At 42.0% G+C, this 25894-nt stretch carries 21 protein-coding genes, 4 tRNA genes and 1 pseudogene; 9 read left to right on the top strand and 17 right to left on the bottom strand.

Annotation, left to right across the window (positions count from 1 at the left end):
* Positions 1 to 3 precede the first annotated feature (3 nt).
* From NSTC731_RS09755 to NSTC731_RS09740, 4 genes are all read right to left on the bottom strand, one after another.
* The gene (locus NSTC731_RS09755; protein WP_445630635.1) at positions 4 to 933 is read right to left on the bottom strand and encodes an SPFH domain-containing protein; all 930 of its coding nucleotides are present in this window, start codon (positions 931 to 933) and stop codon (positions 4 to 6) included.
* 347 nt (positions 934 to 1280) lie between these two features.
* On the bottom strand, positions 1281 to 3983 hold the full coding sequence (locus NSTC731_RS09750; protein ID WP_445630634.1) for a type I secretion system permease/ATPase: 2703 nt from the start codon (positions 3981 to 3983) through the stop codon (positions 1281 to 1283).
* On the bottom strand, positions 3932 to 4714 hold the full coding sequence (locus tag NSTC731_RS09745; protein WP_445630633.1) for a peptidylprolyl isomerase: 783 nt from the start codon (positions 4712 to 4714) through the stop codon (positions 3932 to 3934). Before NSTC731_RS09745 ends, NSTC731_RS09750 begins: the two co-directional genes overlap by 52 nt.
* Positions 4715 to 5096: 382 nt before the next feature.
* Positions 5097 to 5918, bottom strand: coding sequence for a DUF92 domain-containing protein (locus NSTC731_RS09740; RefSeq protein ID WP_445630632.1), 822 nt, complete (start codon positions 5916 to 5918; stop codon positions 5097 to 5099).
* A 403-nt stretch (positions 5919 to 6321) separates the two neighbouring features.
* On the opposite strand from NSTC731_RS09740, the gene NSTC731_RS09735 reads away from it, so the two are divergent.
* On the top strand, positions 6322 to 6753 hold the full coding sequence (locus NSTC731_RS09735; RefSeq protein ID WP_445630631.1) for a VOC family protein: 432 nt from the start codon (positions 6322 to 6324) through the stop codon (positions 6751 to 6753).
* Between the two features lie 63 nt (positions 6754 to 6816).
* Here the strand turns inward: NSTC731_RS09735 and NSTC731_RS09730 are convergent, their stop codons facing one another.
* Positions 6817 to 7452: an esterase/lipase family protein gene (locus NSTC731_RS09730; RefSeq protein ID WP_445630630.1), complete on the bottom strand. Its 636-nt coding sequence runs from the start codon at positions 7450 to 7452 to the stop codon at positions 6817 to 6819.
* A gap of 517 nt (positions 7453 to 7969) precedes the next feature.
* Between NSTC731_RS09730 and NSTC731_RS09725 the strand changes: the two genes are divergently transcribed.
* Complete coding sequence (locus NSTC731_RS09725; RefSeq protein WP_445630629.1) at positions 7970 to 8530, top strand: hypothetical protein; 561 nt, start codon at positions 7970 to 7972, stop codon at positions 8528 to 8530.
* Between the two features lie 34 nt (positions 8531 to 8564).
* Here the strand turns inward: NSTC731_RS09725 and NSTC731_RS09720 are convergent, their stop codons facing one another.
* From NSTC731_RS09720 to NSTC731_RS09700, 5 genes are all read right to left on the bottom strand, one after another.
* Complete coding sequence (locus NSTC731_RS09720; protein ID WP_445630628.1) at positions 8565 to 10883, bottom strand: VIT domain-containing protein; 2319 nt, start codon at positions 10881 to 10883, stop codon at positions 8565 to 8567.
* A gap of 90 nt (positions 10884 to 10973) precedes the next feature.
* Positions 10974 to 12038, bottom strand: coding sequence for a tetratricopeptide repeat protein (locus NSTC731_RS09715; RefSeq protein WP_445630627.1), 1065 nt, complete (start codon positions 12036 to 12038; stop codon positions 10974 to 10976).
* A gap of 68 nt (positions 12039 to 12106) precedes the next feature.
* Positions 12107 to 12922: a 16S rRNA (uracil(1498)-N(3))-methyltransferase gene (locus NSTC731_RS09710; RefSeq protein WP_445630626.1), complete on the bottom strand. Its 816-nt coding sequence runs from the start codon at positions 12920 to 12922 to the stop codon at positions 12107 to 12109.
* 88 nt (positions 12923 to 13010) lie between these two features.
* The gene (sir, locus tag NSTC731_RS09705) at positions 13011 to 14927 is read right to left on the bottom strand and encodes a sulfite reductase, ferredoxin dependent (protein WP_445630625.1); all 1917 of its coding nucleotides are present in this window, start codon (positions 14925 to 14927) and stop codon (positions 13011 to 13013) included.
* Between the two features lie 239 nt (positions 14928 to 15166).
* Positions 15167 to 15706 carry a hypothetical protein gene (locus NSTC731_RS09700; RefSeq protein ID WP_445630624.1) on the bottom strand — a complete coding sequence of 180 codons (540 nt, stop codon included), beginning with the start codon at positions 15704 to 15706 and terminating at the stop codon, positions 15167 to 15169.
* A gap of 391 nt (positions 15707 to 16097) precedes the next feature.
* Between NSTC731_RS09700 and NSTC731_RS09695 the strand changes: the two genes are divergently transcribed.
* Together NSTC731_RS09695 and NSTC731_RS09690 are read left to right on the top strand one after the other, a co-directional pair.
* Entirely contained in the window at positions 16098 to 17039 is a 942-nt protein-coding gene (locus tag NSTC731_RS09695) for an ADP-ribosylglycohydrolase family protein (protein WP_445630623.1), read from the top strand.
* An 87-nt stretch (positions 17040 to 17126) separates the two neighbouring features.
* Positions 17127 to 18068: pseudogene (locus tag NSTC731_RS09690) on the top strand (ADP-ribosylglycohydrolase family protein).
* A 62-nt stretch (positions 18069 to 18130) separates the two neighbouring features.
* Here the strand turns inward: NSTC731_RS09690 and NSTC731_RS09685 are convergent.
* The 3 genes from NSTC731_RS09685 to NSTC731_RS09675 form a co-directional block, all read right to left on the bottom strand.
* Positions 18131 to 19138 carry a transposase gene (locus NSTC731_RS09685; protein WP_445630622.1) on the bottom strand — a complete coding sequence of 336 codons (1008 nt, stop codon included), beginning with the start codon at positions 19136 to 19138 and terminating at the stop codon, positions 18131 to 18133.
* Positions 19139 to 19159: 21 nt separating this feature from the next.
* Positions 19160 to 20011, bottom strand: a complete 852-nt coding sequence (locus tag NSTC731_RS09680; protein ID WP_322669653.1) for a hypothetical protein — start codon at positions 20009 to 20011, stop codon at positions 19160 to 19162.
* Positions 20012 to 20151: 140 nt separating this feature from the next.
* Positions 20152 to 20811: an Npun_F0813 family protein gene (locus NSTC731_RS09675; protein ID WP_322669652.1), complete on the bottom strand. Its 660-nt coding sequence runs from the start codon at positions 20809 to 20811 to the stop codon at positions 20152 to 20154.
* A gap of 358 nt (positions 20812 to 21169) precedes the next feature.
* On the opposite strand from NSTC731_RS09675, the gene NSTC731_RS09670 reads away from it, so the two are divergent.
* The 3 genes from NSTC731_RS09670 (at position 21170) to NSTC731_RS09660 (ending at position 22604) form a co-directional block, all read left to right on the top strand.
* Positions 21170 to 21242, top strand: a tRNA-Arg gene (locus NSTC731_RS09670).
* 72 nt (positions 21243 to 21314) lie between these two features.
* A complete protein-coding gene (locus tag NSTC731_RS09665) occupies positions 21315 to 21992 on the top strand; it encodes a group I intron-associated PD-(D/E)XK endonuclease (protein WP_445630621.1) in 678 nt (225 codons plus the stop codon).
* Positions 21993 to 21998: 6 nt separating this feature from the next.
* Positions 21999 to 22604, top strand: a complete 606-nt coding sequence (locus NSTC731_RS09660) for a hypothetical protein (protein WP_445630620.1) — start codon at positions 21999 to 22001, stop codon at positions 22602 to 22604.
* A gap of 238 nt (positions 22605 to 22842) precedes the next feature.
* Here NSTC731_RS09660 and NSTC731_RS09655 read toward each other — a convergent pair.
* The 3 genes from NSTC731_RS09655 to nadA all read right to left on the bottom strand — a co-directional run bounded on the left by NSTC731_RS09655 (position 22843) and on the right by nadA (position 24186).
* Positions 22843 to 22914: transfer RNA gene (locus NSTC731_RS09655), tRNA-Thr, on the bottom strand.
* Positions 22915 to 23001: 87 nt separating this feature from the next.
* Positions 23002 to 23087, bottom strand: a tRNA-Tyr gene (locus NSTC731_RS09650).
* A 124-nt stretch (positions 23088 to 23211) separates the two neighbouring features.
* Positions 23212 to 24186, bottom strand: a complete 975-nt coding sequence (nadA, locus tag NSTC731_RS09645; RefSeq protein WP_445630619.1) for a quinolinate synthase NadA — start codon at positions 24184 to 24186, stop codon at positions 23212 to 23214.
* A gap of 149 nt (positions 24187 to 24335) precedes the next feature.
* On the opposite strand from nadA, the gene NSTC731_RS09640 reads away from it, so the two are divergent.
* Entirely contained in the window at positions 24336 to 25265 is a 930-nt protein-coding gene (locus NSTC731_RS09640) for a TIGR04168 family protein (RefSeq protein ID WP_445630618.1), read from the top strand.
* 100 nt (positions 25266 to 25365) lie between these two features.
* Positions 25366 to 25450, top strand: a tRNA-Ser gene (locus NSTC731_RS09635).
* Positions 25451 to 25501: 51 nt separating this feature from the next.
* Here NSTC731_RS09635 and NSTC731_RS09630 read toward each other — a convergent pair.
* A complete protein-coding gene (locus NSTC731_RS09630; RefSeq protein ID WP_445630617.1) occupies positions 25502 to 25855 on the bottom strand; it encodes a four helix bundle protein in 354 nt (117 codons plus the stop codon).
* Positions 25856 to 25894: the final 39 nt, after the last annotated feature.

Here is a 25894-nt window from a genome sequence, read left to right as displayed (position 1 = left end):
GTCTTAGGCGTAAAGGCTGCCAGTGTTAATCACTGGTTGGATGTTCTGTTCTGAGGTTAGGACAACCAGCAGATTGTTAATCATAGCGGCTTTACGTTCATCATCCAAGTCAATCATTTGTTGTTCACTGATCCGTTTTAGTGCTTCATCAACCATTCCTACTGCACTATCAACAATTTGCCGCCGTGCATCAATCATTGCTTTGGCTTGTTGACGACGCAACATCATTTGAGCAATTTCTGGAGCATACGCAAGATGAGAAAGTTTCGCTTCTAATACTTCAACTCCTGCAACTTCCAGTCTCGCTTGCAATTCTTTTTGGAGGAAAAGCGCGATTTCATCAGGTACTGCACGTAACGAAGGAATTGATTGTTCATCAGGCGCGTCATAAGGATAGCGGATTGCTAGGGCGCGTATTGCTGTTTCACTCTGGATGGCAACAAATTGCTCGTAGTCATCAACCGCAAATCTAGACTTGGCTGATTCTACTACTTGCCACACTACCACGGCTGCAATCTCTATCGGGCTGCCTTGAGCATCGTTTACTTTCAATATTTTGCTGTTAAAGTTGCGAACCCGTAAAGATACCTGGCGTTTATTGGTTAAAGGGTTAGTCCACCAAAACCCTGCTTCTTTGACAGTACCAACATAACTCCCTAAAAAGACTAGTACTATTGCTTGATTCGGCTCAACTGTAAACAAACCCGACAGTGAAGGAATTACTACTACGATCAGTGTCGCTCCCAACCATGCACCTATTTCTGCTAAATCGCCAAAGTCTTCGATTTTAAGACTTCTGCCTAATACTTCTATTAATCCCTGTATTGTTGTCCAAACCTGCCAACTGCCAAAAATTGCTAAAGCTAGGATTATGCTCAAAGCTATGAAGCCATTGACTTTAAACGCTGGAAATTCCTCGATTGGCTGCTTCATTATCTATTTCTGTAATTTGTTCCTTGCTATTAAAATGATATCATTATAATAACAAAAAAGTAGCAATTGACTAAGTATTAGCTGTTTTCGATTGTGTAGAATACAGCTAGTAGGGGCGTATAAATGTCGCCCATATAACCGATTCATGTCTTGCAAAGATTTTTGTCAATAGTATAAGATTTGGGCAAAGTAAGAAAGCCAGACCATTACCAAACAGCAAAACGCTCTCTAGGATTGAGAGCGCTTTTAGTTGAATTATTGAGGTTAAATATGGGTTGGCTGCTTATCCAAGAAGTGTTTTAAAAGCTGAACTACTAAAGGTAATGTTAAATCTAGACTTGGCATCACTAGATATTTGCTTGCTGTCGTTGATATAGTGACCAGTACAAACCCTTTTGTTGCAACAATTGTGAGTGAGTACCACGTTCGGCAATCACGCCTTGCTCCAATACCAAAATCAAGTCAGCACGTTTAAGGGGTGCAAAGCGGTGAGCAATCAGAAACACGGTACGGTTGGTGGAAATTTTTTGCAGATTTTGCAGCACTTGTTGTTCTGTTTCACTATCCAAGGCGCTAGTAGCTTCATCCAAAACTAAAATCGGCGCTTGGGAAAGAAATAGCCTTGCTAGAGCAATACGTTGTCTCTGTCCACCAGATAAAGCTGTACCGCGTTCGCCAACATTGGTTTCGTAACCGTATGGTAATTGACTAATGAAGTCGTGTGCCACGGCTAATCTTGCCGCTTCTACTACTTGCTCTGCGGTAATGTCAGGACTACCGAGAGTGATATTTTCCAAAATAGAACCGTTAAATAAAAAGTCTTCTTGGAGAACTACACTAACTTGTTGCCTGAGTGAGGCTAAATCGGCACTTTTTATATCAAAACCATCAATCAGGATGCGTCCTGATTCAATTTGATAGAGGCGTTGTAATAGTTTAGACAGGGTACTTTTCCCAGAACCGCTACGTCCGACAATGCCAACAAACTGCCCTGGTTCGGCACTGAAAGAGATTCCCCGCAGAATTGCGTCAAAGTTCGGGCGGTAGCGGAAAAATACTTGCTCGAAGGTGATTTGTCCTTTCAGGGGTGGCAAAACTAAGCCAGTTCCCAGTTCAGCTTCGGGGGAAACGTTGAGAATATCACCAATGCGATCTACAGAAAGTAGCACTTGTTGAAGGTTTTGCCACAACTGTACTAAGCGCAAAAGCGGGCCTGTAACTCTACCAGACAGCATTTGAAATGCAACAAGCTGTCCAATTGTGAGTTTTTGTTCGATGACTAACTTGGCTCCATACCAAAGAATCAGCATCGTGGAAAAATTCGTGAGAAAGTCACCAATGTTGCTGCTGATATTGGAGGTGGTAGAAGCTTTAAAGCCAGTGCGAATGAAGCGGGCAAATAAGCCTTCCCAGCGATCGCGGGCTACTGGTTCGGCTGCATGGGCTTTAACGGAGTGAATCCCCGTCACTGTCTCCACTAGAAATGATTGACTATCAGCACTCCGGTTAAAAGTTTCGTTGAGCCAGTTACGCAGAATTGGTGTTGCAACTATCGTCAATGTAGCAAACAACGGCAGTACTGCTAAGGCAACAAAGGTAAGTGGGATATTATAGTAAAACATCAATGCCAGGTAGACCACAGCAAAGATGCTATCTAGAATTACAGTTAATGCTGTACCTGTGAGAAACTGACGAATTTGTTCGAGTTCCTGGACTCTTGCTACTGTGTCTCCGACGCGGCGCGACTCAAAATAAGCTAATGGCAGACGCATCAGATGGCGAAATAGCTGCGCTGATAAACTCAAATCCAGACGGCGAGCTGTATGGGTAAAGATGAATAGGCGCAGAATACCCAGTACGGATTCAAATATGGCTACGCATAAAAGTGCCAGCGCCATCACATCGAGAGTTGGCAAACTCCCCTGCACCATCACTTTATCAATGACGACTTGGGTAATTAACGGTGTTGTTAACCCCAAAAGCTGCAAGGTAAAAGATGCTAACAATACTTCTGTGAGCAATCCTTTATACTTCCAAACTGCTGGGGTAAACCAACTAAGGTTAAATTTTTCTTGCTGGGATATTAGTTCTACTTGCCACAATTGTCCATCCCAAGACGCCTCAACTATGGACTGCGGCAAGCTTTCACAAGTCCGTTCGGGATTTAGAGGATTAGCGATAATTAAGCGATCGCCTTTAACTCCATAAGCCACCACCCAGGATGGACTCTGGGGTGAGTCAGAATTCCACAGCAATAAAGCTGGAAATGACAACTGTCGCAACTCACTCCAACTCACTTGTAAGCGCCGCAACACTAACCCTAACTTTTCTGCTGCTTCCACAACCTGTTTTGGGCGTTGTCCTCTGAGTTGACGCTGCACCCATTCCAGTTGCACAGAATTTTCTAACTGTTGCGCCACCATTGTTAAACACGCAGCAGCGGTATTCCAACTGGCAACAAACGGATAAATTGCAGTGATTAAATTGGCGGCTGGGAGTCCTTTTTGGGGTTGGAGGCTGTGGGGGCTGGAAGTCCCGTTTGAGCCTGAAGTTACTGAAGGAGTGCTAGAGAAGGAAAATGTCTCTCTTTGTCCCTCCATCTCTACTGGTAACGCTTGCCAAAATTCCTGAATTTGTGGATGAGAAAATTCTGCCCACAGCGCAGTATCCCAATAAACTACTATCACTTCTTTACTAGCAGCTACAGCTTTAAAATCCGCAGACAGCTTTTGGAAGTCGCCAAACCAATCCCCTACATCTAGGGCGGCTATTGGTTTGCCAACGCCCTCTTCTCGCAAGCGGACTTTTCCAGCCACAATTAAAAATTGATAGCCACCGACATCGTTTGACCAGATTTTTTCTCCAAGACGATACTGGCGGGTTTGGCACTCATTTTCCAATCGGGATTGTTGTTCGGGAGTCAGCCAGGATAGCGGTGGCTGATTCCAAGGCAAAGAAGCTAGCACTTTTAATCGTAAAGATTCATTATCCAGAATTTTTAACTCACTTGTAACTTGACTGTCAGTTTTTGAATTTTCTCTGCTAGCCATTTTTCAAACAACTCATTTTGTAGTGCTTGCTGTAGTTGAGTATCTTCTAAAGACGCTGGTAGAAATTGTTCTACTCGAAACAAACCATAAGGCCCTTCTCCTTGGGGAGAGTCTTTGCCAACGATTTCTATTGGTCCGATCAATTGTCCAGGACTGGCCACATCAATAGCTGCCCGTAATATATCCGGCATACTACCTCGGCTGACGATTCCCATCATGCCATTCACAATTCGATCGTCTGAAAGGGAATACTCTTTAGCTAGTTGCTCAAAACTACCTCCTTCTTCAATTTGGGTTTGGAGTTCGTCTGCCAATTCTCGATTATCAACAACAATCCGGGAAAGTACCACCCGATCCAAAAAAATCTTGCGTTCAATAAAATATTCTGGGAGTTTTGTTTGTGTGACTACAGCTTTCAGTTTTTCTAACTTGTAACCAAAAGCAACCGATGTGTGAAAATTAGCATAATCTGTATTATTTGTCTTTAACCATTCTTGAAAACTTTGGGGGTCAGTAAGTTGATTTTTCAGCCGAAAGTCAATAATTGCCTGTTCAGTTATTGCGGTACCAATTTCAATATCATCTCGTGTTCGGATTTCTTCCTCAATTACGTACTGCCGGAGAATATCCCCAATGAATTGTCCCAATTTTCCAGAAGCTTGCAAGTATTTTACTGCTTGCTCTATAGAAATTATTTGGTCATTAATTGTCAAAAATGATAAAGATTCCATGAACTAATTATGTGAAAATTGTTAAACACTTATAGTACTTTTAAATTCAATCATATAGAAATCATCTAGTCATTTATAGATAAAAATGATAAAGATTCCATGAACTAATTACATCTAAATGGTCAAAAAATTATATAACTAGTAAATAAAATAATTTGCCACGATCGTTTTTACAGTCTAGTGGGGACAAAATCAGGATTGAAAATATTAGTGGTGGCGCAGTAGTAAGGCAAATTAGTTATTTTCTACCAATGCTCTTCAAAAGTGCTGAGTGGGGAATCTGGGACTGGTAACGGGCTAAATGCCCCGCTATCAGCTAACAGAGTTGTTTTGCTCAATGCCCCACTTAAACGAGTAATGGTAATTGTTTATTCTCGCCAGTCTAGTTAATGAAAGTTATCCATGTCCAAGCAAGTAGCACAGATGCGATCGCACCGATTAATGTATTAAAAATATTTACTACTTCATTGGTCAGCCAGGTATACTTAGATTGCAGTGTTGCGCCAATCACACTTTCTAGGTTAGTGGCAATAAATGCTGCCAGCACACACCAAGCGACTCCCAATAGATCGATTAAGCCAACTCCCCAACCCACAAGTGCGATCGCCACAGAAGCCACAATCCCGGCTAAAGTTCCCTCCAAGCTTACCGCTCCTTCTGTACCGCGAGGTACTGGTTGGAGTGTGGTAATCAAAAAGGTGCTTTTACCATAAGCTTTACCGACTTCGCTGGCAGTGGTGTCAGCTAGCTTGGTACTGAAACTCGCTACATAGGCTAGCAATAATAGAGACAGGAGACTTGTACTGAGCGAAGCCGAAGTATTGGGGATTACCGACTGGGTAGTAGGTACGAGGAATCCCGAATTTATTATTCCTACTCCCAAAGCACACAGCGCCCCAGTCAAAGCCGAACCCCAAACATTTTCTGGGCCTCTTGCCCCAGAACGCTTTTCGGCAATTCCTTCTGCTTCCTTCTGCGCCATCCCGATGCGGGTAACGCCAGAACCAACCAAAAAATAGAACATTACTACTGCATATCCTTGCCAGCCTAGAGTTACCCAAATTAAGATGGCCAGGAACCAGGCGTGGAATAATCCAGCAGGGGTAAGTAGCTTTTTGGGAGCAATCCAAGCTAAACCCAATAAAATTGTGTTTAATACTACTGCTACTAACCAGGGATTTACAGAATCTATTGAGGATGACATCAGCAATTAATCATGAGTAATTTTGTCTGAATATCAACAGAATAACGAATTTGTGATGCTTAGTACTTTATTTTTGCAACCTCTCTAGATAAAGTAATATGTTTGTATTATTCACTAAATTGCGTAGGCATCATTCTGAAAGCTGAGTCTCAAACCATCAATGATGTCTTAGATATACGCTGCAATGATTAAACAAAATGCAAAACTTCTTTTGAGTTAGGTAGACTCTTCTCCATAGCCGCAGAGTAAAGTGGCAAAAGTATTACTTATTCCCCAATCTTAGTAATAAGGATAAAGAATATAAGTTAATGTCAATAAAAACTGTGTCCAAGTTAACCACAATCAAAACTTAATAGCATAAATTGTAGATAGCAGAAATTACTAGTATTTTTCAGATTAAGTTATGAGCCAAACTTTATTCCATCTAGCTTTCCCTGTAACTGACATTGCCCAAACAAAAGCATATTATGTAGATGGTTTGGGCTGCATTCCCGGTCGTGAAAACCACCACGCCCTGATACTCAATCTCTACGGTCATCAATTAGTAGCTCATGTCACAAAAGAACCTTTGGCACCGCAACAAACTATCTATCCCAGACATTTTGGGTTAATTTTTACCCAAGAACGTGACTGGCAAGACTTACTACAAAGGGCACAACAACAACAGCTGCTTTTTCGTGAAGAAACCAAAAATCGCTTTGTGGGTTCTCCTCTTGAGCATCGCACTTTCTTTTTAGAAGATCCCTTTTATAATCTCATGGAGTTCAAGTATTATCGTCACCCAGAGGCGATTTTTGGGAGTTACGAACATACGCAAATTGGGGATAGGGCTTAGGAATTAAAAATTAAAAATTAAAAATTAAAAATCAAAGAGATGCAAGTAGAACAAGCATTCTAGCTACTGACTGGATTTTTTATTCAGCAAGGGTAACTGAATAGGCTTTGCTAAAGCTGTTGTGACTACTCTTAAACTCCTGGGATCTGTCAGCATCCAAGGGTGTAGAGTAACTGGTACTATTACTTGGCTGCCTACGGGCATTTGTGAACTATTTGCTGGGACAATCATTAAATCATAAGGTGTCCAGATAGACGTAAAATCTAGCTGTTCCAACATTACAGCATCAGAATTTAAATCCTTGAGAAAAATGCTGTCGGGGCGCATTTGTAGGCAACCAGGACGCCTAGAACCATAAGCAACCACAGTTCCATAATGGGGTGAAGAGATGGTAATAAACCGCTGCACGCGGTTAATTCCTCCCAATCGCTGAACATAGTAACGGCTGACAATTCCTCCCATACTAAAGCCGATTAAATCTAGGCGTTGTTCTGGTGCAAAGGTGGCTGTAACATAATCGGCTACCTGTTTTGCCAATTCATCAAGACCCACATCACCATTATTAGGTAAGAGATTCAGGGAATATACAGACCAACCCTGTAGTCTTAATTGAGCCGCCATTTTATGGAAAACTGCTTCTGTGTCGTCAATGCCATGTATTAACAAAACGGGATTGCGTTGTTGATTTTCAATGTTCATTTACAAAATCTAACTAAGATTCAGGGGTGTATTTAACTTTTGTAGACACATACTGCTCTACAAACTGAAGCTATTGTTTTTCGGATTCTTTAAAAGTTATTGTGGCAAACAAAACTAAAATGCTTCCAAAGAGAATTTGTATAAAGTTTTACAAATTAATCAGTTCGTTTGCCAATAGGCTATGACACTCTTTCGACTGGGTGGAGCAAACTGCTTATTTAACTTCAATTGGGTATTTACCAAACAAAGAAATGTTAATTATTGTAAAGCTTGCTTTCAGAATCTTGCTCTTAGCTACAGTAAAATTTAATAATTAGTTCTTGGTGCGTGCAGGTTGCAAATGCTTGCAATAGAACATTTGCCCTGTGGTTTTACTACAATGTTAATTAAGTACAAACCTATAAGGGTTGTCACCAGAACGGGGTGATGCCAAATAGATAATGTAACATTTTGTCGTAATTTTTAACAATTACGGTCGAGTTCAAAATATAAAAGGTAAAAGGCAGGAGTAATTGTAATGGATTTTATCAAAAAGTTAATTTCGGGTATTCAGGGTTTTTTTGGTGGGATTCTGGGTTTTGTTACTGGATTGTTACCGGGGAAAAAAAGCAACGGCTATTTCTTAGAATTGGACGAAGCCAAAGATGCTGCCAAAGATGCTGCTAAAGAGGTAGCATCGAACGCGAAGAAAGTAGCAGATACAGTTACATCGACAGTTGCATCGAATGCTAAGAAAGTAGCAGAGACAATTTCATCAGAAGCACCAACTCCATCTAAACCAGATTCATTGAATGGAACAAAAACTGCTGCGACTAAGGCTAAGACTAAGGAAAAATCAGCTAAAAATCCCAAACCAGCTGATGTTACGCTAGTTCAGACTGCTGAGGGTCTGAAAGTTGAACCGGGCAAAAAGGAAAAAGCTGCAGCAGCCAAAGTTCTGAAAGAGGAGCCAAAAGAAACAACCTTTGCACCAAAATATCTGGCTCCTTCGGCTACTAGCTCTAATGGCCGTCGTCGTCCAGGAGCGAATATGACTGCTTATCTAGACATGGCACGTCAAATTAAAACACCTAAATAATTCATAGAGGCCGTAAATTTACGGTCTCTATAGATTAAGTGTGAAGATGCAAGGTTAAGATAACTTTGCCAGTTGTAGATGAGGGAACTCTCCAAAGTAAGAGCGATCGCTTAATTTTCTCCACTACAACTGGATCTTTTAGGGTGGAGGTTTCTTCATCCAAAACTACCCGTTTTACCCGACCTTTCTTGACGGTGAATTCAAAGACGATTTCACCACTGAAGCTTGAAGGAAGGTTTAGTTGCTGAAGGTGTCGAGTTAGATTAGCAATTTCTGTATTATCCAAGCCAGTGATGCTGATGACCTCTAACTGATGGTTGATGGCTGCGTCTAAAATTTCATCTTGTGCCATCTCCTCGAAATCAAAGCTCAAAGATATCTCGACTTCTTTGGCTGCTGGGGATTGTGGCGATCGCTTTTGCCGAAGAAAATCTGGAGCTTCTGCTGAAGCTGGCGCTGATAACGTTGAGAATTTCATTTGAGGTGCAAAACCACCAGCCGGAGCATTGCCAAACACTCCTTGGTAACTAACTGCTTCAGGCATTTCTACCGGAACTTGCATAGACAGATATTCGCTTCCTGGTTCAACCCGCACGTCATCGCTGACAGCCACAAAAGCGGTGTATTGAGAAAGCAGTTGATAAGTTAAGGCTGTTTCTGTAACTGCTTCTACACCAGCTTTAGTTTCAAAGCTCACCATTTGATTCATCAAATCTTTGATGCAAGCGCGTCCCCACAACTGCGCTACAGCAAGATTTCCTGTTTCTTCAAATTTGAGGTTAAACGTTTTTTCATAGTGCTTACCGCCCGCAGCAATACCGGAAATTTGCAGATTTCCGCTAGTTCTATCATGTTTGCGACCAAACAAAACTAATGGTTGTTCGCAAAATAAATCAGGCGCTACCTTTGGGTAAATGACAGGCGACTCTGTGTCACCATGCCAAGAAATTTGAATATTTGTGAGTACGGGGTTGTTGATTTGCCTGTAAAACTTTTCGGCTACTTCTTCTGTGGGTTCATCGTGACGAATAATCCGAGATATTCCTCGGCCAATTTCGGCAATGCGATTTAGTAAAAAACGGTTAACTGAACTACCAGCACCGAAACTATAAAGGCGATTTGCTGGTTGGAGGTGCTGTTGTACTTCTGCTAAAATCTCATTTTCGTTGCCGATATAGCCATCAGTTAAGAGTACAACGCTGCGTAATCTTCCGATTGGTGTAGGGAAATTTATGGCTGTACGAATGCCACTGAGCATTTCTGTACTGCCATCAGCTTGTAAATTGTTAATGTAAGCGATCGCTTTGGCACGATTTTCTAGTGTATTCGGCAGAGGTGTTGGCGATAACTGCCTGACTCTATCGGAAAAATCGATAATTGTGAAAGTATCGTTGGGATTTAACCCATTGATAAATCGCCGCATTAACTCCTGACACTTTTGCAACGGATCGCCAGATTGGGAACCGGAAGTATCCACCAAAAATACGACATCTTTGGGGACAATTTCATCAGTAGAATATTCCAAAGCTGGAATCAGATATATGGCAAAATGTCCGCCGCGATCGTCGGCTTGGGTTAATACTGTAGATTGAGTTTCTTTACCAGAAACTTGATAGTGGAGAATTAAATCTTTGTTGGGAATTGTATCTTCTCCAGCTAATTGAATCCGTACAATTTGACCTGAGTGTTCAATTTTTAATTGATGGGAAGGAGAACGTACTTCAGAAATTGGTAAACCCGCATCAATTTCTACTGTGACATTAATATTGTGACGCGAGCGCGTTCCTTCTAAGACTACAGGCGGTGTAATGCGGGAAGCATCAGGAACCCTGTCTGTGTCCCCGCTACCATCTATTGGCGTTCCGGGAATATATCTTGGCCCTACTACCATCGGGAAAACAAATTCGTAGTTTCCCGCCTCAAATTTTAAACTTTCGGTGTAACGAATTGTGACATCAATTTGTTCGCCAGGTTTGATGTTAGCTAGAGATTGGGTAAAAATGTTGTCTCGTTCCTGTTCTAAAAGTCCGGCGGTGCGTCCTTCTTGTTTGGCCTTTTCATAGATTTGTTGTGCTTCTTCACGTTTTTTAATATTACCTTTGATAATGCGATCGCCTATTTTGATTTCCATGTCATCCACAGCTGCCTCATCAGGTAACGGAAAGATATAGACTGCTTCTAAAGGCTGCGTGAAGGGATTTTCAAAGCTTTGGATGACATCAACTCGTGACAAGTTACCTGCAATTTTTGCTAGAACTTCTGTATGCTTGAGTGGAAAAACTAGTTGCTCTCCTTGAGGCGATTGAACGTACAAACCCCCTAGCTGTTGGTTTTTAGCACTTACTATATTCATAGAACACTCCTATTTGATTTGTGAACTTACTTTTTAAAGTAGGTAATAAGTAACTTAATTACGAATTACGAGTTACGAATTATGAATGAATTATTTAACAAACACCAGACCACTATACAAATGAAAAGCTGAATCCCAATTAGTCTGTTCCCTACGAAACAGCTCGATGTGAGACTTGATATGACTCAATATTTCTGTTTGATCTAATGTTGTATCTGCAAAAGACGTGAAATCTGACCAGATTTTGACTTGAGGTAGTTGCTGGTCAATCCAACTTGATAAAGTATTCCAATTAATTCTGATTGTATTTTGGCTAGCTTGAGGAATAATTTTTAACCCTTGTTGAAATTCATAGCCGTTATCATAAAGTCGGAGAATGGAACGTCTACCAGGTATGTGTAAATCACAAAACTGAGCATAGTCTTGTGTTTGAGTTTTCCATTCCAGTTTACGGCGGGCATCAACATCTACAACTTGTTCAAAAATGGGCAAAAGTCCTACTACTCTTGCTGTGACTTCTGACCAGTCAAAAGTGAGAGAACCAAGTTGATTGACTTCGTTTCGGCAAACAACAGTAGCTTGTGGGGTAGATGTTTGGAAATGTTTGACTTGATAAACTTGAATTTGCTGAATTTGCGCTATTGTTGCCCAAAAGCAAGGAATACCAGCCTGCTGTAGCTGTTTCCCATAAAATTTTAGTTCTCCTACTTGACCAGTGCGGTACAATCTCCAGCCACGACTTGGCAGTACCAGCCTTGCAGTATAGGGGTCTAGCTGCATAATCTGAGCAAATTTTCGAGATGCTTCTGTTTTCATCTCGGTACTGAGTGGCTCTAAAACTAGTACGCCAAGTTCAGTGTTATTTGGTTCAGATTTTGCTTGGGAAATAGCTCTTTGTCTTTGTTCTAGTTCAATTTCTTGTAGCCGTCGCAAACCTTCACGTGCGAGCGTTACTATTTTGGCATTCCTTGTATCTCGCAGCAGTTGCCGATAAATTTTTTCTGCATCTTGGCGCTTTTGAGATACTTCATTTAGCCGACCGAGATAATATTGTACCCAAGGATTTTCGGGTGATTCTTTTTGCAGCTGTTTGAGTAATTTAGCTGCTGTCTGATAGTCTTTATGCTCAAAGGCGATCGCAACTTGCTCAATCATCACTTACTTTAAATACACGCTGGAGTGATGTCTCACGCAAAAAAGATTTTACGTGAGCTATAAATCATTTATACTTCACAACTTGCGGTAATCAAGGATAATGCTACTACTGGAGCTGTAACTGCTCTCAGGATGCGGCGACCAAGGGAAACAGGTTGAAATCCAACTGCGATCGCATTTTCAATTTCTTGTGTTGTCCATCCTCCTTCTGGGCCAGTAGCAATAACAATTGTTTCTTGTCCTGTGTCATTTGTCATTTGTCCATTGTCATTTGTCACTTGTACTGAGCGAAGCCGTTGGCGCAGCCTCTCGTAGAGAAGTATTTGTCTTTTGTGGTGTAAGCAATCTTTTAAATGGGGAAACTCACCACGCGCCACACAGATATATTGCTGACTGTTTGCAAATGACAGACGATCGATGATTAATGACAAACCTGTATTAAAAGCAACAGGCTCTAAAATTGTCGGCACGAATGAGCGCTCTGATTGTTCGGCGGCTTCGGCTGCGATGCGCCGCCAACGTTCGAGCTTTTGAGGACTAGGATGAAGTAAAGTGCGATCGCTTAATACTGGTGCAATACAAGTTACTCCCAACTCTGTACAACACCGCACCACTTCATCAAATCCATTGCCTTTGGGCAACGCCACCATCAGCGTAATTGATACAGGTAATTCTGTTTCTACCAAAAGCGATTCTAAAACCTCTGCTTGTTCCCCTGCTAGCTGCGCCAACCACCATTTTCCTTTACCATCCATTGCAATAAAGCGATCGCCTTCACGCAAGCGCAACACACGCCCCAAATAATGCTGCTGTTCTTTGGTGAGTAAAATTTGCCCTTGTTGGAATTGAGAAGGTGCGATCGCAATTCTTTGCAGTTGAGACATGAGATTTGGGAATTTTAAGAATATCAAATCAAATATGGACACAGATAAGTCCATCTGTGTCCATTCATGGTTTAATTATTTATTCAGCTTACGAAAGATTCTGGAAGTAAGCCTCTAGCGCTTCAGTAACTAACTGAGTCATCGGCTTACCTTGACTTTCTGCTACTTCTTTCAGCTTGCCATAAACCTCTTCTTTCAAATTGACTCGATGGCGCGATTTGTTTGCACCATTAGCTGTTTGCGGTTCGTAGCTAGCAGCAAATTCGCGGATGGCATCAAAACCAACGCGATCGCAAAAATCACCAAATTTTTCCTTCGATTTCCGAGATTTCTTAAAGTAAACAAAAATCGGCTCTAAGAAGGTTTCCAAGTCATTATGGTGCAGCTTTTCTATGTAAGGTTGTGCCAGTCGAGTTTGATTTGGCGAACCCCCCAACCATAATTGGTAAGATTCTGGAGCGCTACCGACAAAGCCCAATTCTGCTAAGTAGGGACGAGCGCAACCATTGGGGCATCCTGTCATCCTTACCACAAAATGTTCTTTTTGTAAACCAACTTTATCCAAAAGGGCGCGAACTCTTTCCAAAATACCCGGTATTGCCCGTTCTGATTCTGTGATTGCCAAGCCGCAAGTGGGTAAAGCTGGACAAGCCATTGCATACCGCACTAAAGGTTCGATTTGACTGGGGTCGTCTACGATACCGTGACGGCTGAGAATGTCTTGAATAGCTTGCTTGCTATCTGGTTCGATATCGTAAAAAATCAGATTGTGGTTGGGTGTAAGACGGATGGGTAAGTTGAACTGCTCGACAATTTCTCGCAAAGCGGTTTTTAGTTGAAACGAACCTTCATCCTTGATTCGACCATTGTCAATGGAAATTCCTAAAAATAGCTTGCCATCACCTTGTTCATTCCAGCCGAGGAAGTCGTGAAATTTAAACTCTGGCAGTGGTTTGAAGGCTTCAATTGATTTACCGAAATATTCTTCAACTTGAGTGCGGAATTTATCTAGGCCCCAGTCGTTGATTAAATATTTTAATCTGGCATGACGACGGTCGGTGCGATCGCCATAATCTCTCTGGGTCGCAACAATCGCTTTTACTATGTCGTAAACATCATCCTTCGCCACATAACCGATGGGGTCTGCTAACCTAGCGAAAGTTTCTTCTTTACCGTGGGTTCTACCTAAACCACCACCAGCAAAAATATTAAATCCTTCTAATTGCTTCTTCTTATTGGTAATCACTACCAACGTCAGGTCTTGAGAATACAAATCAATCGAATTATCCCCTGGCACTGTCACGCAAATTTTAAACTTGCGGGGCATATAGTAAGTGCCATAAATCGGTTCTTCGTTGTCATGGATAATTGTGCCATTGCCATTGCGCTGTCGGGCTGCCTTTACCTCTGGAGCTTCTTCAGCACTAATTGCTTTTTCCCCATCTAACCAAATTTCGTAATAAGCGCCTGTCTGTGCTGTTAGCAAGTCAGCAATATTCTGGGCATACTCCCAAGCATACTGGTACTCTGGGCGATTCTTGAAGGGCGCTGGTGGTGCCATCACGTTGCGGTTGATGTCGCCGCAAGCTCCCAAAGTCGAACCCAGGTTGTTGACAATGGTGGCAATTGCTGATTTAAGATTCTTCTTTAAAATTCCGTGCAGTTGGAAACCTTGACGGGTAGTTGCTCGTAATGTGTGGTTGCCATACTCATCAGCTATTTTATCTAAAGCCAAATACAGCTGCGGCGGTACTAAACCACCCGGATTTTTTGTCCGCAGCATAAACTGGTAATCTTTTTCCTGTCCCTTGGTGCGGTTGTCGCGGTTATCCTGCTGATAAGAACCGTGATACTTCAAAAGCTGTACCGCATTTTCAGTAAAATGGGTAGTGTCTTGAAGAATCTCAGTTGCTACAGGTTCGCGCAAAAAATTACTATTTTCCTTGATCCCTTCTACTTTGGAAGGCTTACGGGTTGCGATGGGGGAAGGAGCAGATTTAACCATTAGACTTGTATAGTATTCTCAATAAAGCATTAGTAGACGCCGAATCAGCACCTTTCAGCTAGTTTATCCCCGGTAATCCGGCCGGAATAATGAGGAATATTTTAATTTTATCACGGCAAAAGCTGGCTTTGTCAGTGATGTAATACTTAACAAAACCAGCTTTTTGGAGTAGTGAGTGAAGAAGTGCTGAGTCCTAAGTACTAAGTAAAGTATAAACTGACTGAGGACTCAATAATCTTTTATTTGAAACGATAACCAATACCACCATTGATGCTAACAGCAGAAGCATCGCTATTTTGGTAAGCACCAAGTCCTACTTTGGCATTAGTATAGACGAGGAAGTTATTAGCAACTTCTGATTCAACACCAGCACCTACCACTACTGAATCTTTGTTACCTATAGGAGTTGGTGAGCCATCTTTCTCTACAAAAGAATAACCACCAGTTAAATAGGCATTAGTTCTATTAGCGATAGGCACATCCACAGAAACTTCTGGGATAATGGCACTTGTTTTATCACTCCAGAGGACATTACCGCGTGCAGAAAATGGCGTAGTTCCTAATTTCACGCGACCTGTAACATTACCACCAAATGTGGCATCATCGTTGATACCTTGTCCGCCACTGGTAACGCCAGCTGCAACACCAGCACCAACATAGCTAGCATCAGTACCCTTTTTAGTTTCAGCAGAAGCTTGACCAGCTGATAGAACAAAAGGAGCAACTATTAAGGAAGACAATGCAGAAATTGTCACGAAAGACTTGAGTAAGCGTTTCATAATTTTTACCAAATTTTGTATTTTTTACTTGTATATTCCAGGTCGAAAATAAAGTGATAATGTTCCAAATGATTCCCAACTTGTATGAAAAAATTGTTGTTGTTAATGTATAACGCTTAGAGAATAACTATCCTTTAAATTGATAAATAAGCTGTTATAATTACATCTCAATGTCTTTCCATTCAGGCTGTTTGTTCCCCCAACAGACGCTTTTAAAACTGTCACAATATTTGGAACTAAAATGAAGTATGGGTATGGTAAATAAAATACCCGATTAATAATTTTTGCCGAGCTTTTCACAGATGATGAAGTAGGCTGTAACATCTGTTGCAACAAGCTATAGAGGGAATCTATAAAGTTAATTTTGAGCAATTTTCGTGGAGATTGAATAATGCTAACCGCTGCAAAAACGTTGTCTGGTTTGATGGGTTTATGTGTCGGTGATGCGTTGGGTGTACCAGTGGAGTTTACTAGCCGTGCTGAACGAGTAAAATCTCCAGTGACAACGATGTTGGGTTATGGCACATGGAATCAACCACCAGGAACTTGGTCAGATGACAGTTCCTTAAGCTTTTGCTTGGCAGAATGCCTTTGTAGAGGGTATTCTTTGGATGCAATAGCTAATTCCTTCTGGCGCTGGTATAAGGAGGCTTATTGGACTCCCCGTGGCGATGTCTTTGATATTGGTCAAACTACCCACACAGCAATTATGCGCCTGAAGCAGGGAGTTGTTCCCCATCAAGCGGGCGGTAAGGTTGAAAATAGTAATGGCAATGGTTCGTTGATGAGAATCTTGCCGATGGCTTATTGTCACAGAAGTTTGACTTTAGGGGAATTACTGGCGCGAGTGCATGATGTTTCCGCAATTACCCATGCTCATGCGCGATCGCAAATGGCCTGTGGCATTTATATTAGTATTGCGGTGGCGCTTTTGGAAGGGGCTGACCTGCAAACAGGTTATTTACAAGGATTACAAGATATCCAAACAATTTATTCTGTCCGAGAATTTTTGTTAGAAAAGCCACATTTTGGCAGAGTTTTAAGTGGTGAGATTGCCAAGATACCAGTGGAAGAGATTAATTCTGGTGGCTATGTGATTGATACCTTGGAGTCATCCCTGTGGTGTTTGTTAAATAGCTCGTCTTATTCTGAAGCAGTACTGAAAGCTGTGAATTTAGGCGGAGATACAGATACTACTGCTGCTGTCACTGGTGGATTAGCGGGAATTTACTACGGCGTGGAAAATATTCCTCAAAAATGGATAAACCAAATTGCTCGTAGACAGGACATTATTTACTTGGCAGAGCGTTTTGCTAGGGCTGTTTACAGCTAGTTTGGAATTATAAATTATTCCAAGCGTTTGATCGGTGGCTTTTCGCAAGTAAAATCAGTGGTAGAAAAGTTTCATGCTGGTTGAACAATGCTAACCACTGCAAAAACATTGTCTGGTTTGATGGGTTTATGTGTTGGTGATGCCTTGGGTGTGCCAGTGGAGTTCACCAGCCGCGCTGAACGAGTAAAATCTCCAGTCACGTCTATGCTGGGTTATGGAACTTGGGATGTTCCTGCTGGTACGTGGTCTGATGACAGTTCGCTGACCTTTTGTTTGGCAGAATGTCTTTGTGAGGGATTTTCACTGGATACGATTGCTAATTCCTTCTGGCGCTGGTATCACGAAAGTTACTGGACTCCTCAAGGCGAAGTATTTGATATTGGTAACACCACATTTTTAGCAATTGTCAACTGAAAACAAGGAACTCCACCCTTAAAAGCCGGTGGTAGTAGTGAAAATAGTAATGGCAATGGTTCGTTGATGAGAATCTTGCCGATGGCTTATTGTCACAAAAGTTTAACTCTGGATGAATTGATTGCGCGGGTGCATCAAGTTTCTTCCATTACCCACGGTCATCTCCGTTCTCAAATGGCCTGCGGCATTTATATTAGTATTGCAGTGCCGCTTTTAGAAGGGGCTGACCTGCAAACAGCTTATTTACAAGGACTGCAAGATATCCAAACAATTTATTCTGTCCGAGAATTTTTATTAGAGAAGCCGCATTTTGGCAGAGTTTTAAGTGGTGAGATTGCCAAGATACCAGTGGAAGAGATTAATTTTGGTGGCTATGTGATTGATACCTTGGAGTCATCCCTGTGGTGTTTGTTAAATAGCTCGTCTTATTCTGAGGCAGTATTGAAAGCTGTGAATTTAGGCGGAGATACCGATACCACTGCCGCCGTCACCGGTGGGTTAGCGGGAATTTACTACGGCGTGGAAAATATTCCTCAAAAATGGATAAATCAAATTGCTCGCAGACAGGACATTATTTACTTGGCAGAACGTTTTGCTAGGGCTGTTTACAGTTAGAGTTAGGAGTTAAAAGTTAAAAGTTAAGAATTATGAAACTCTTAACTCCTAACTCCTAACTCCTAAACCGTAGACAAAGAATAGACCTGACCATCAATCAGCAGTCGTGTGATGCCCTTAGCTTGCAAATGAGTCCGAGCTTTATGGAGCATTTTACTATCAGGAACTTTAATCACGCGATCGCGTTTAGTAGAAAAACGCTTGGCGACGCGATGGTTATCAAACACCGGCAGAGTTCTTTGCTGGGTTTCCAGGCTGGGAATTTGTCCCAAATCACCAAAGTCCTTCAGAGGTCGCGTAATTAATTCTGAGGAACGGTCAATTACCAAATAGCAAGTTTTGGGCAAATTGGCTATCGACAGTGGTAAAACTTCAACTGATGCTTCACCTGGTCTTCTTCTTGTAACTAAAGGTCTTTGCTCATCCAGGTCATCATCATCAAAGTCTTCTTCCTCAAAGTCGTCATCCTCTAAATCATCATCATCTAAATCATCCAAGTCTTCGGATTCGTCGAGCAAATCTTCGCCCAGCATATGCGCGATAACAGCCGCTCCTGGATGTTCATTCTTTAGCGGTGGGATGGGGATGCTGACTATTTCCGGCGGCTTTGGCTCTGGAGTTTCTAATTTATCTGCTGTGACTCGGAGTTTCGGTTTTTCCGCAGCCGAGGGGCGTCGCCGCACCCGTCTGCTAGCAGCAATTGACTCCGCCGTTTCCTCTGAGTTAAGTTCCTGCTCTACACGAATTATCTTACGTGGTAGTGGCTCAACCTTTGGCACTTCCAAGGGTTGGCTTTCGCTGGCTGGAACTTCTATCTCCGGCTCTGGTTCTGGTTGACTCAGCAGTGGTAACTGCTCGTAGCTAACCTGTGCCCTTCCTTCAGGAGTTCTCGCAGCCCGCTTTAAGGAGACTAAGTATTCATACTCATCTTCTGGCAAAGTGCTTTTGAGCAGGCGACTAATTGTCGAATTACTCACACCATAGCGGTCTGCCAAAGTTGAGGTTGTTTCAGCAGTCTCTCGATATAACTTCAGAATTTCTTGCTTGTCAGAGTCTGTTAGTTTTCTCACGGTAGATACCAAAAATCCTTACTAAGCTCGTTTACGTCCGCTGGTACGCCGCGTTCGTCTTAGTGATGCGTCATATTCTAAGGCAGCGCCCATACCAAATAACACTCCACTAAACACCCAAAACACTTCTAATATTTCTCCACTTTGATAATTGGGGCCTTGGGCATATTTAAACCACATATCTGCAATGTAGAGCGAAAAGGCCGCCGCTGCAATCATTCGCCAAGACTGGGAAACTCTTCCCCCCCAAAAGGCTAGTAGCAGAGTGGTAGCAATAATTAACAAAACTACATCGCTAACTACGTAAAACCAATTCAAAATAGCGACTAGCAGTTCTGAGGGTGTTTCTTGTTGCATAGAAATCCACCATGCCAATAAACTACCGAACACTGCAATTGCTAATACAATTAGCCACTGCCATTTTTCCAGATTGATTCGCCTGGAAGCCACAGCTAAAATCATGCCTGCGCCAAGTAATAGATAAGTCAGTACAAAAAATATATCGCCCACAGACACATCCGGTTCATCTTTTAAAACTATTTCGGTATAGCCGAAAATTATCCCTCCAACGAAATAAGAAAGCATACCTAGCCCAATTAAGAGCCAAACATTCCGGCCACTGACGATTTGCGGACTCAGCCAGTTCCTCAAGCATAAGATACTGGCACCCAAATAAGCTAAAGCTTCAAAAATATTTGTGCCAATCACATACCACTCAGCTCGGCTTTCTATGCCATCGGCTCCAGGAACTTTGGCACTAAATAACAAAAAGTATAGCAGTGCCAGTACGGCCCAGCCAATATTAGCTAAGACAATGTTCTGAGTAGTGAAAATTGATTTAGAAAGGAACGAATTCTCGTAAGAGTTACTCATAGGACTTGACTATGTAGATGCACTCTGGCAGTATTTTGAGTTAAAGGACTGTATATCTAGCAGTGTGTCTATCAGGTAATACACAATCGGACACCAAAAGCAAGTGCCAGTGGCAGGATTTTTGTGAAAAAATTTCCATGCTACTGCCATAGTTTACCCAGTGGCGATTGATTTAGCCAAGTGATAAACAGCGATCGCTCGGCTTCTGGCATATCTTCTAGCTTATAAATTACTTGTTTGGTAAAATTAGCATTGCCAAAATAGGCCTTTCCTAATCGATGCAGTTCTTGTAACAGGATAACTACATGATTTTCTTGCCAATCAGGTATTTTGGCTGTTGGCAAAGGATTAGTAGATACCAGATATTTCACTGCTTCTAAGGAAGATGCTTGGGGAAATTGTTTTTGCTTGAACACCTCCGCAATATCTTTTTCAAATAATGCAGCTTGTCTAGCACCTAAAAACTCTTCAATGTCGATAGAAACACCCTGCAACAGCAAAATACCGGCTTGGATTAAAATCGCCGTTTTGCCATGATTACCTGTGTCACTATCTAGTTGCTCTAAACGGATTTTACCCCAAACACTAAAGCGTTCCGGTTCCTCCAGCAAAACACAGGCTTTACCTCGGTTATCCGTTAATTCTCTCCATAAGGCTCTAGCTTCTTCCTCTTGACTAGCTTTGAATACGCTAATCAAGCGAAAAGTCTGCCCTTGATAACTGAGGATCGGCACCTGCTGATCCTTTTTTGGGTGCTGAATGCTTGATATTTCAACATCCTGCCGTTTGAGAATAAACATGGCACTAGCAAATAACTCCTCACAGGGGCACTCTTAATATGGAATATATAATGGCATTTGGCAGTATCGCCAAGGCTGAAATTACCTAGCATACTGTAGGAATGAGCCTCGCGATCGCCAGATTCTTCCCGAAGGTAGCCGCCCAGAGGACGTTAGCGCTAACGGGCAAATAACCCCTTGACAACACAATATATCTAAACCAATACCCCATCTGTTTCGTTTTCGGTGTAGATTGCACTAACTAGCGACTAGCATCTTAGCCTTGCTAGTGGTAAATCTGCAATTTTCGATTGCTTCTTGGTACGCGAAGACGATATAATGGTTTAGATGACTCCTTTGGGAGCCATAATTTTGTTTTGGGCGCGTAGCTCAGTGGATAGAGCCACGGATTTCTAATCCGTTGGTCGCAGGTTCGAACCCTGCCGCGCTCGTTTTAACTTAATACGAACCCTAAAAAAGCCTTTTCATGGTAATTTACCAAATAGGCTTGAGAGTTCATATAAATGCACCACACAAAAGATAAGGGCGATCTAGCAGCTGCTAAAGTAATAGCAGATTTAGTCGAGAAAGAATATTCGGTTTTTGTACCAGTAGTAACTGAACATGCACCCTTTGATTTGATTGCCTACAAAGATGGCAAATGTTACAGAATTCAAGCTAAGTACAGTTGTGATGGCACATTGAAAAATAAAAGCAATTGGGCAGACAAGAATGGTTGTCATGAGAAAAAATATAAATCTAATGACTTTGATTTCTATGGTCTTTATTTGCCAGATATAAACAAAGTAGTATATCCATCAATCACGTTTGGCGGTTGCGGTATCAGAACAACGCCACCTAAATCACCCAATCCTTTTTATTGGTGGGAAGATTTTACAGACTTAACTGAAGTAGCATCTAAGCGAACCTACAAGGAGTTTGGCGTTGATTTAACAACTAGAAAGGTTAACCCAGATTCTAGAATTCACACTAGAAAAGTTGAAAGGCCATCTAAAGAAGAACTAGAAAAACTAGTTTGGGAAAAGCCAACAGCACAAATTGGCAGAGATTTTGGCGTGTCTGATAAGGCTGTAGAAAAGTGGTGTAAGGCTTATGGGATAGAAAAGCCACCTAGAGGGTATTGGGTGAAGAAAGCTTATGGAAAAGTAGAAGGACAGTTAACAATCCATGAGGAAAATTGAAACTTATTGAGTTTACTCAAAAAAACTAAATCAATGAAAACTTTTTTATATACATCAGATATTCCATCTAATCGGAGTGAGGTTTTAGACTCTCTTAAGGGACTTGCGATACTGAATTTGACTAGATATAGTTGGCAGCCACCTGATAGGGCGGTTCTGGAATACGGCATTGAAGCAAAAGAAGTTTTTTCACTGACAGCCGGCTGTCTTATTATGAGCTTTGACTCAGGGCTAGTTATTGGATATGGAAGTCAACCATCAAAAAACTCAGTTACTATCTGGGTTGAGAAAAACGAGGCTGCTGAAATAAGTGAAGAACTAGCTGAAGAAGATAATGAGCTTTATCCAGTAGATGCGACAGATGCAGTATACAGTAATAACTTTTGGGCTAGGTTTGTAGGGCAGCGTATATCAAATATAACTATTTTAAAAAGAAGCTATAGCAGCGCACTATACGCAGATATTGCAAATGAAATTGGATTACTGTTTGAAGTAGAAGATGGGAGTAAATTTATCGCTTCTCACGGATTACATGACGATTCGGATGACTTTTCGGTAATTCAGGAATCACAGATTGATAATGAAATTCGTAATCAGATCCAAGGACTTTAGAGGAGAGAGTGAAAAAAGGGCATTGCTGAATCGTAGGATAAATGTTTCTGTGGCTTATACTGAGCCTACAAAATCATAGCCAAAAAAACAAGCTGGATACCCCAAATTCTAACCTGATAGTCAAAATCATAGTCAAAATAGTTACAAATACAAGTAAGATAATTAGCTTTTCAGCATTTTAATTCCTTCAAAAGCCTGAAACCCTTGCTTTTACGTTGATTGTTTTATCAATTTAAAAAGCCCGTGACGAGGATTGAACTCGTGACCTCACCCTTACCAAGGGTGTGCTCTACCACTGAGCCACACGGGCAAAATATAATTTGGGTTTTTTAGTTTTAAGTTACAATGCTGGGAGCTTTGCTCTTAACCCAGTCATTATAACTTATAACTTCGTAAGTGGTGGGCCGGGCTGGATTTGAACCAGCGTAGGCGCTAGCCAACGGATTTACAGTCCGTCTCCATTAACCACTCGGACACCGACCCGATTTGTCTCACGATTTAAAATCTTAGCACTATGTTTTAGAAATTGCAAGTGACTGGAAAAAATAACTTGTGGGTAGAGATCGCAATAAAACTGCGTCTCTACCATCTAGATAAAAAATACTGGTTACACGCTCATCTCCAGCATTCGTTGCATTGGTCGCAGTGCAGCCAGCCGAATATCCTCTGACATGGTAATTTCGGGAGTACGATTTTTCATTGCCCAGTAGAGCTTTTCTAGGGTGTTTAACCGCATAAAGGGACATTCGTTACAAGCACAGTTATTCATCGGTGGTGCAGGAATAAAATGCTTGTCAGGAGCTAATTTTTGCATTTGGTGAATGATTCCCGGCTCTGTCGCAACGATAAATTCTTTGGTGGGGCTGTTTTGACAATACTTGAGTAAGGCGGCTGTGGAGCCAATAAAACTGGCGTGGCGCAATACACTACTTTCACATTCTGGGTGTGCGATCGCCTCTGCTTCTGGGTGAGCAATTTTTAACTGGACAATTTTCTTTTCTGAAAAGGTTTCATGGACAACACAGCTACCTTGCCATAGCACCAAATCTCGTCCTGTCTGTTCCATTACATACCGCCCTAAATTGCGATCTGGGGCAAAAATAATCGGCTGTTCTTTCGGTATCTGCTGGACAATTTTCACAGCATTGGAACTAGTACAAATAATATCGCTCATCGCCTTGATATCAGCAGAGCAGTTGATGTAAGACACAACCAGATGATTGGGATGCGCTGCTTTAAAAGCTGCGAATTCGTCTGCTGGACAACTGTCTGCTAAAGAACAACCAGCATTCAAATCTGGTAAAAGTACTAATTTATCGGGATTAAGTATCTTTGCTGTTTCTGCCATGAAGTGAACGCCAGCAAAGACAATTACATCCGCATTAGTTTTTTCTGCGGCTTTTGCTAGTTGTAATGAATCCCCAATAAAGTCTGCAATATCCTGAATATCTGGCTCTTGATAATAATGCGCCAGGATAACGGCGTTGAGTTCTTTTTTGAGACTCTGAATCGCGGCAAACAAATCTAGTGGTAATTCACCCAGTTGGGTGTTTTCTCGTTGAGCTAGTGCAGTGGTAAACACAGTTTAGGGGTGCTTTATGTTGCAAATGTATGTCCTGTGGATTCAATTATAGTAGTTTTTACCAAAAATAGTGGACGGTTGATCTTTTGGGGTTGTGTCCAAATTGGGCTGAGTTTCATATCCTGGAGATAGACGGCAAGGAAAGTGGCATGACCAGTCAAAAAACTCAATCGATAAACCTCAAAATTGCTGTAGTTGGAGATATTCACGACCAATGGGAAGTGGAAGATGGCGTTGCACTCAAGCATTTGGGTGTTGACTTAGTGCTGTTTGTTGGGGATTTTGGCAATGAGTCGGTGGAAGTGGTCAGAGCGATCGCATCTCTCGATATTCCCAAAGCAGCCGTAATGGGCAACCACGATGCCTGGTACACCGCCACCGAATGGGGACGCAAAAAGGCTCCTTATGACCGCTCTAAGGAAGACTGGGTACAGGAACAACTCGATTTATTAGGTTCGTCCCATGTCGGTTACGGTAAGCTGGATTTTCCCGCTTGGAATTTAACTGTAGTGGGGGGTCGTCCTTTTACTTGGGGTGGCCCAGAGTGGAAATTCGCGGAAATCTGTAAAGAACGTTACGGTGTGACGAGTTTGGAAGAATCCGCCGATCGCATCGTGAAAGCTGTTAAAAGCGCCGCTTACGAGACAATTATATTTTTGGGTCACAATGGGCCTAGTGGGTTAGGCGATCGCCCCGAAGACCCCTGCGGCAAAGACTGGCACCCAATTGGCGGCGATTTTGGCGACCCAGATTTAGGCGAGGCGATTTCTCAAGCCTTGACTGCTGGTAAAACCATTCCTTTGGTGACATTTGGTCACATGCACCGAGATTTACGCCATACCAAGAAGGTGCAGCGCAAGCCCATCTTTAGAAGTCCAGAGGGGACAATTTACTTAAATGCGGCTAGTGTCCCCAGGATTGTGGAAAATGATGGCGAGAAGTTGCGTAACTTTTCCATTGTCTGCTTAGAGGCGGGTGTGGTTTCGCAAGTTTCCCTAGTTTGGGTGGGGAATGATTTTCAGGTGGCTAAAGGGGAAATTTTGTACGAGCGATCGCATCCAGTAGTGCAATCTGCGTAGATGATAAGGTATAGTATTATCTGTCAGCTTTCGTGCTAACCAACAAAAGCGCCTGAATAGCGTCTGAAAGTAGGTTAAGCACAAGTTTGACAGATTTACTGGAGAGGTGGCAGAGTGGTCGATTGCGTCCGACTTGAAATCGGATGAGGCTAAAACCTCCGGGAGTTCGAATCTCCCCCTCTCCGTTGAGGAATTAAAAATTGAAAATTAAAAATTAAAAATTGAGGAGGATGAGGTTAGGTGGTGCTTTTGGTGGAGATAATTATGGCACCAAGAATTTTGGTTAGTTCTTCGGCTTCGGTTTGGAGTTGACTAATTCTTTCTTGAGGTACTATTTCGGTAGCAATGAGTAACCTTAACCAATACCGAGTTTCACGAGATTCTTTTAGTGCAATCATGAGCTTGCTGATAAAATCTGCTTTGCTTTGAGCAGCTTGTGCTTCTTCTACATTAGCTCCAATCGATGTTCCTGACCTTAACAACTGTTGAGCAAGGGTTCGTGCTACTCCTGGTTTGTCATCTAAAAACTGGCACAATTTAACTATGCGAACTGAAAAAGTAAAAGTGCGATCGCAAATATCTTTTTTCACAGGTTGAATTTAACTATATTTTGGCTCATTTATCTTTTT

Source organism: Nostoc sp. DSM 114167 (assembly GCF_052692655.1).
The sequence above is the reverse complement of the archived record's forward strand: the minus strand, read 5'-3'. Positions and strand labels throughout refer to the sequence as shown.

What these genes read in the sequence shown, in the direction of transcription:
- NSTC731_RS09755 (WP_445630635.1), bottom strand. Translation starts at nt 933, where the DNA reads ATGAAGCAGCCAATCGAGGAATTTCCAGCGTTTAAAGTCAATGGCTTC.
- NSTC731_RS09750 (WP_445630634.1), bottom strand. Translation starts at nt 3,983, where the DNA reads ATGGCTAGCAGAGAAAATTCAAAAACTGACAGTCAAGTTACAAGTGAG.
- NSTC731_RS09745 (WP_445630633.1), bottom strand. Translation starts at nt 4,714, where the DNA reads ATGGAATCTTTATCATTTTTGACAATTAATGACCAAATAATTTCTATA.
- NSTC731_RS09740 (WP_445630632.1), bottom strand. Translation starts at nt 5,918, where the DNA reads ATGTCATCCTCAATAGATTCTGTAAATCCCTGGTTAGTAGCAGTAGTA.
- NSTC731_RS09735 (WP_445630631.1), top strand. Translation starts at nt 6,322, where the DNA reads ATGAGCCAAACTTTATTCCATCTAGCTTTCCCTGTAACTGACATTGCC.
- NSTC731_RS09730 (WP_445630630.1), bottom strand. Translation starts at nt 7,452, where the DNA reads ATGAACATTGAAAATCAACAACGCAATCCCGTTTTGTTAATACATGGC.
- NSTC731_RS09725 (WP_445630629.1), top strand. Translation starts at nt 7,970, where the DNA reads ATGGATTTTATCAAAAAGTTAATTTCGGGTATTCAGGGTTTTTTTGGT.
- NSTC731_RS09720 (WP_445630628.1), bottom strand. Translation starts at nt 10,883, where the DNA reads ATGAATATAGTAAGTGCTAAAAACCAACAGCTAGGGGGTTTGTACGTT.
- NSTC731_RS09715 (WP_445630627.1), bottom strand. Translation starts at nt 12,038, where the DNA reads ATGATTGAGCAAGTTGCGATCGCCTTTGAGCATAAAGACTATCAGACA.
- NSTC731_RS09710 (WP_445630626.1), bottom strand. Translation starts at nt 12,922, where the DNA reads ATGTCTCAACTGCAAAGAATTGCGATCGCACCTTCTCAATTCCAACAA.
- sir (WP_445630625.1), bottom strand. Translation starts at nt 14,927, where the DNA reads ATGGTTAAATCTGCTCCTTCCCCCATCGCAACCCGTAAGCCTTCCAAA.
- NSTC731_RS09700 (WP_445630624.1), bottom strand. Translation starts at nt 15,706, where the DNA reads ATGAAACGCTTACTCAAGTCTTTCGTGACAATTTCTGCATTGTCTTCC.
- NSTC731_RS09695 (WP_445630623.1), top strand. Translation starts at nt 16,098, where the DNA reads ATGCTAACCGCTGCAAAAACGTTGTCTGGTTTGATGGGTTTATGTGTC.
- NSTC731_RS09680 (WP_322669653.1), bottom strand. Translation starts at nt 20,011, where the DNA reads ATGAGTAACTCTTACGAGAATTCGTTCCTTTCTAAATCAATTTTCACT.
- NSTC731_RS09675 (WP_322669652.1), bottom strand. Translation starts at nt 20,811, where the DNA reads ATGTTTATTCTCAAACGGCAGGATGTTGAAATATCAAGCATTCAGCAC.
- NSTC731_RS09665 (WP_445630621.1), top strand. Translation starts at nt 21,315, where the DNA reads ATGCACCACACAAAAGATAAGGGCGATCTAGCAGCTGCTAAAGTAATA.
- NSTC731_RS09640 (WP_445630618.1), top strand. Translation starts at nt 24,336, where the DNA reads ATGACCAGTCAAAAAACTCAATCGATAAACCTCAAAATTGCTGTAGTT.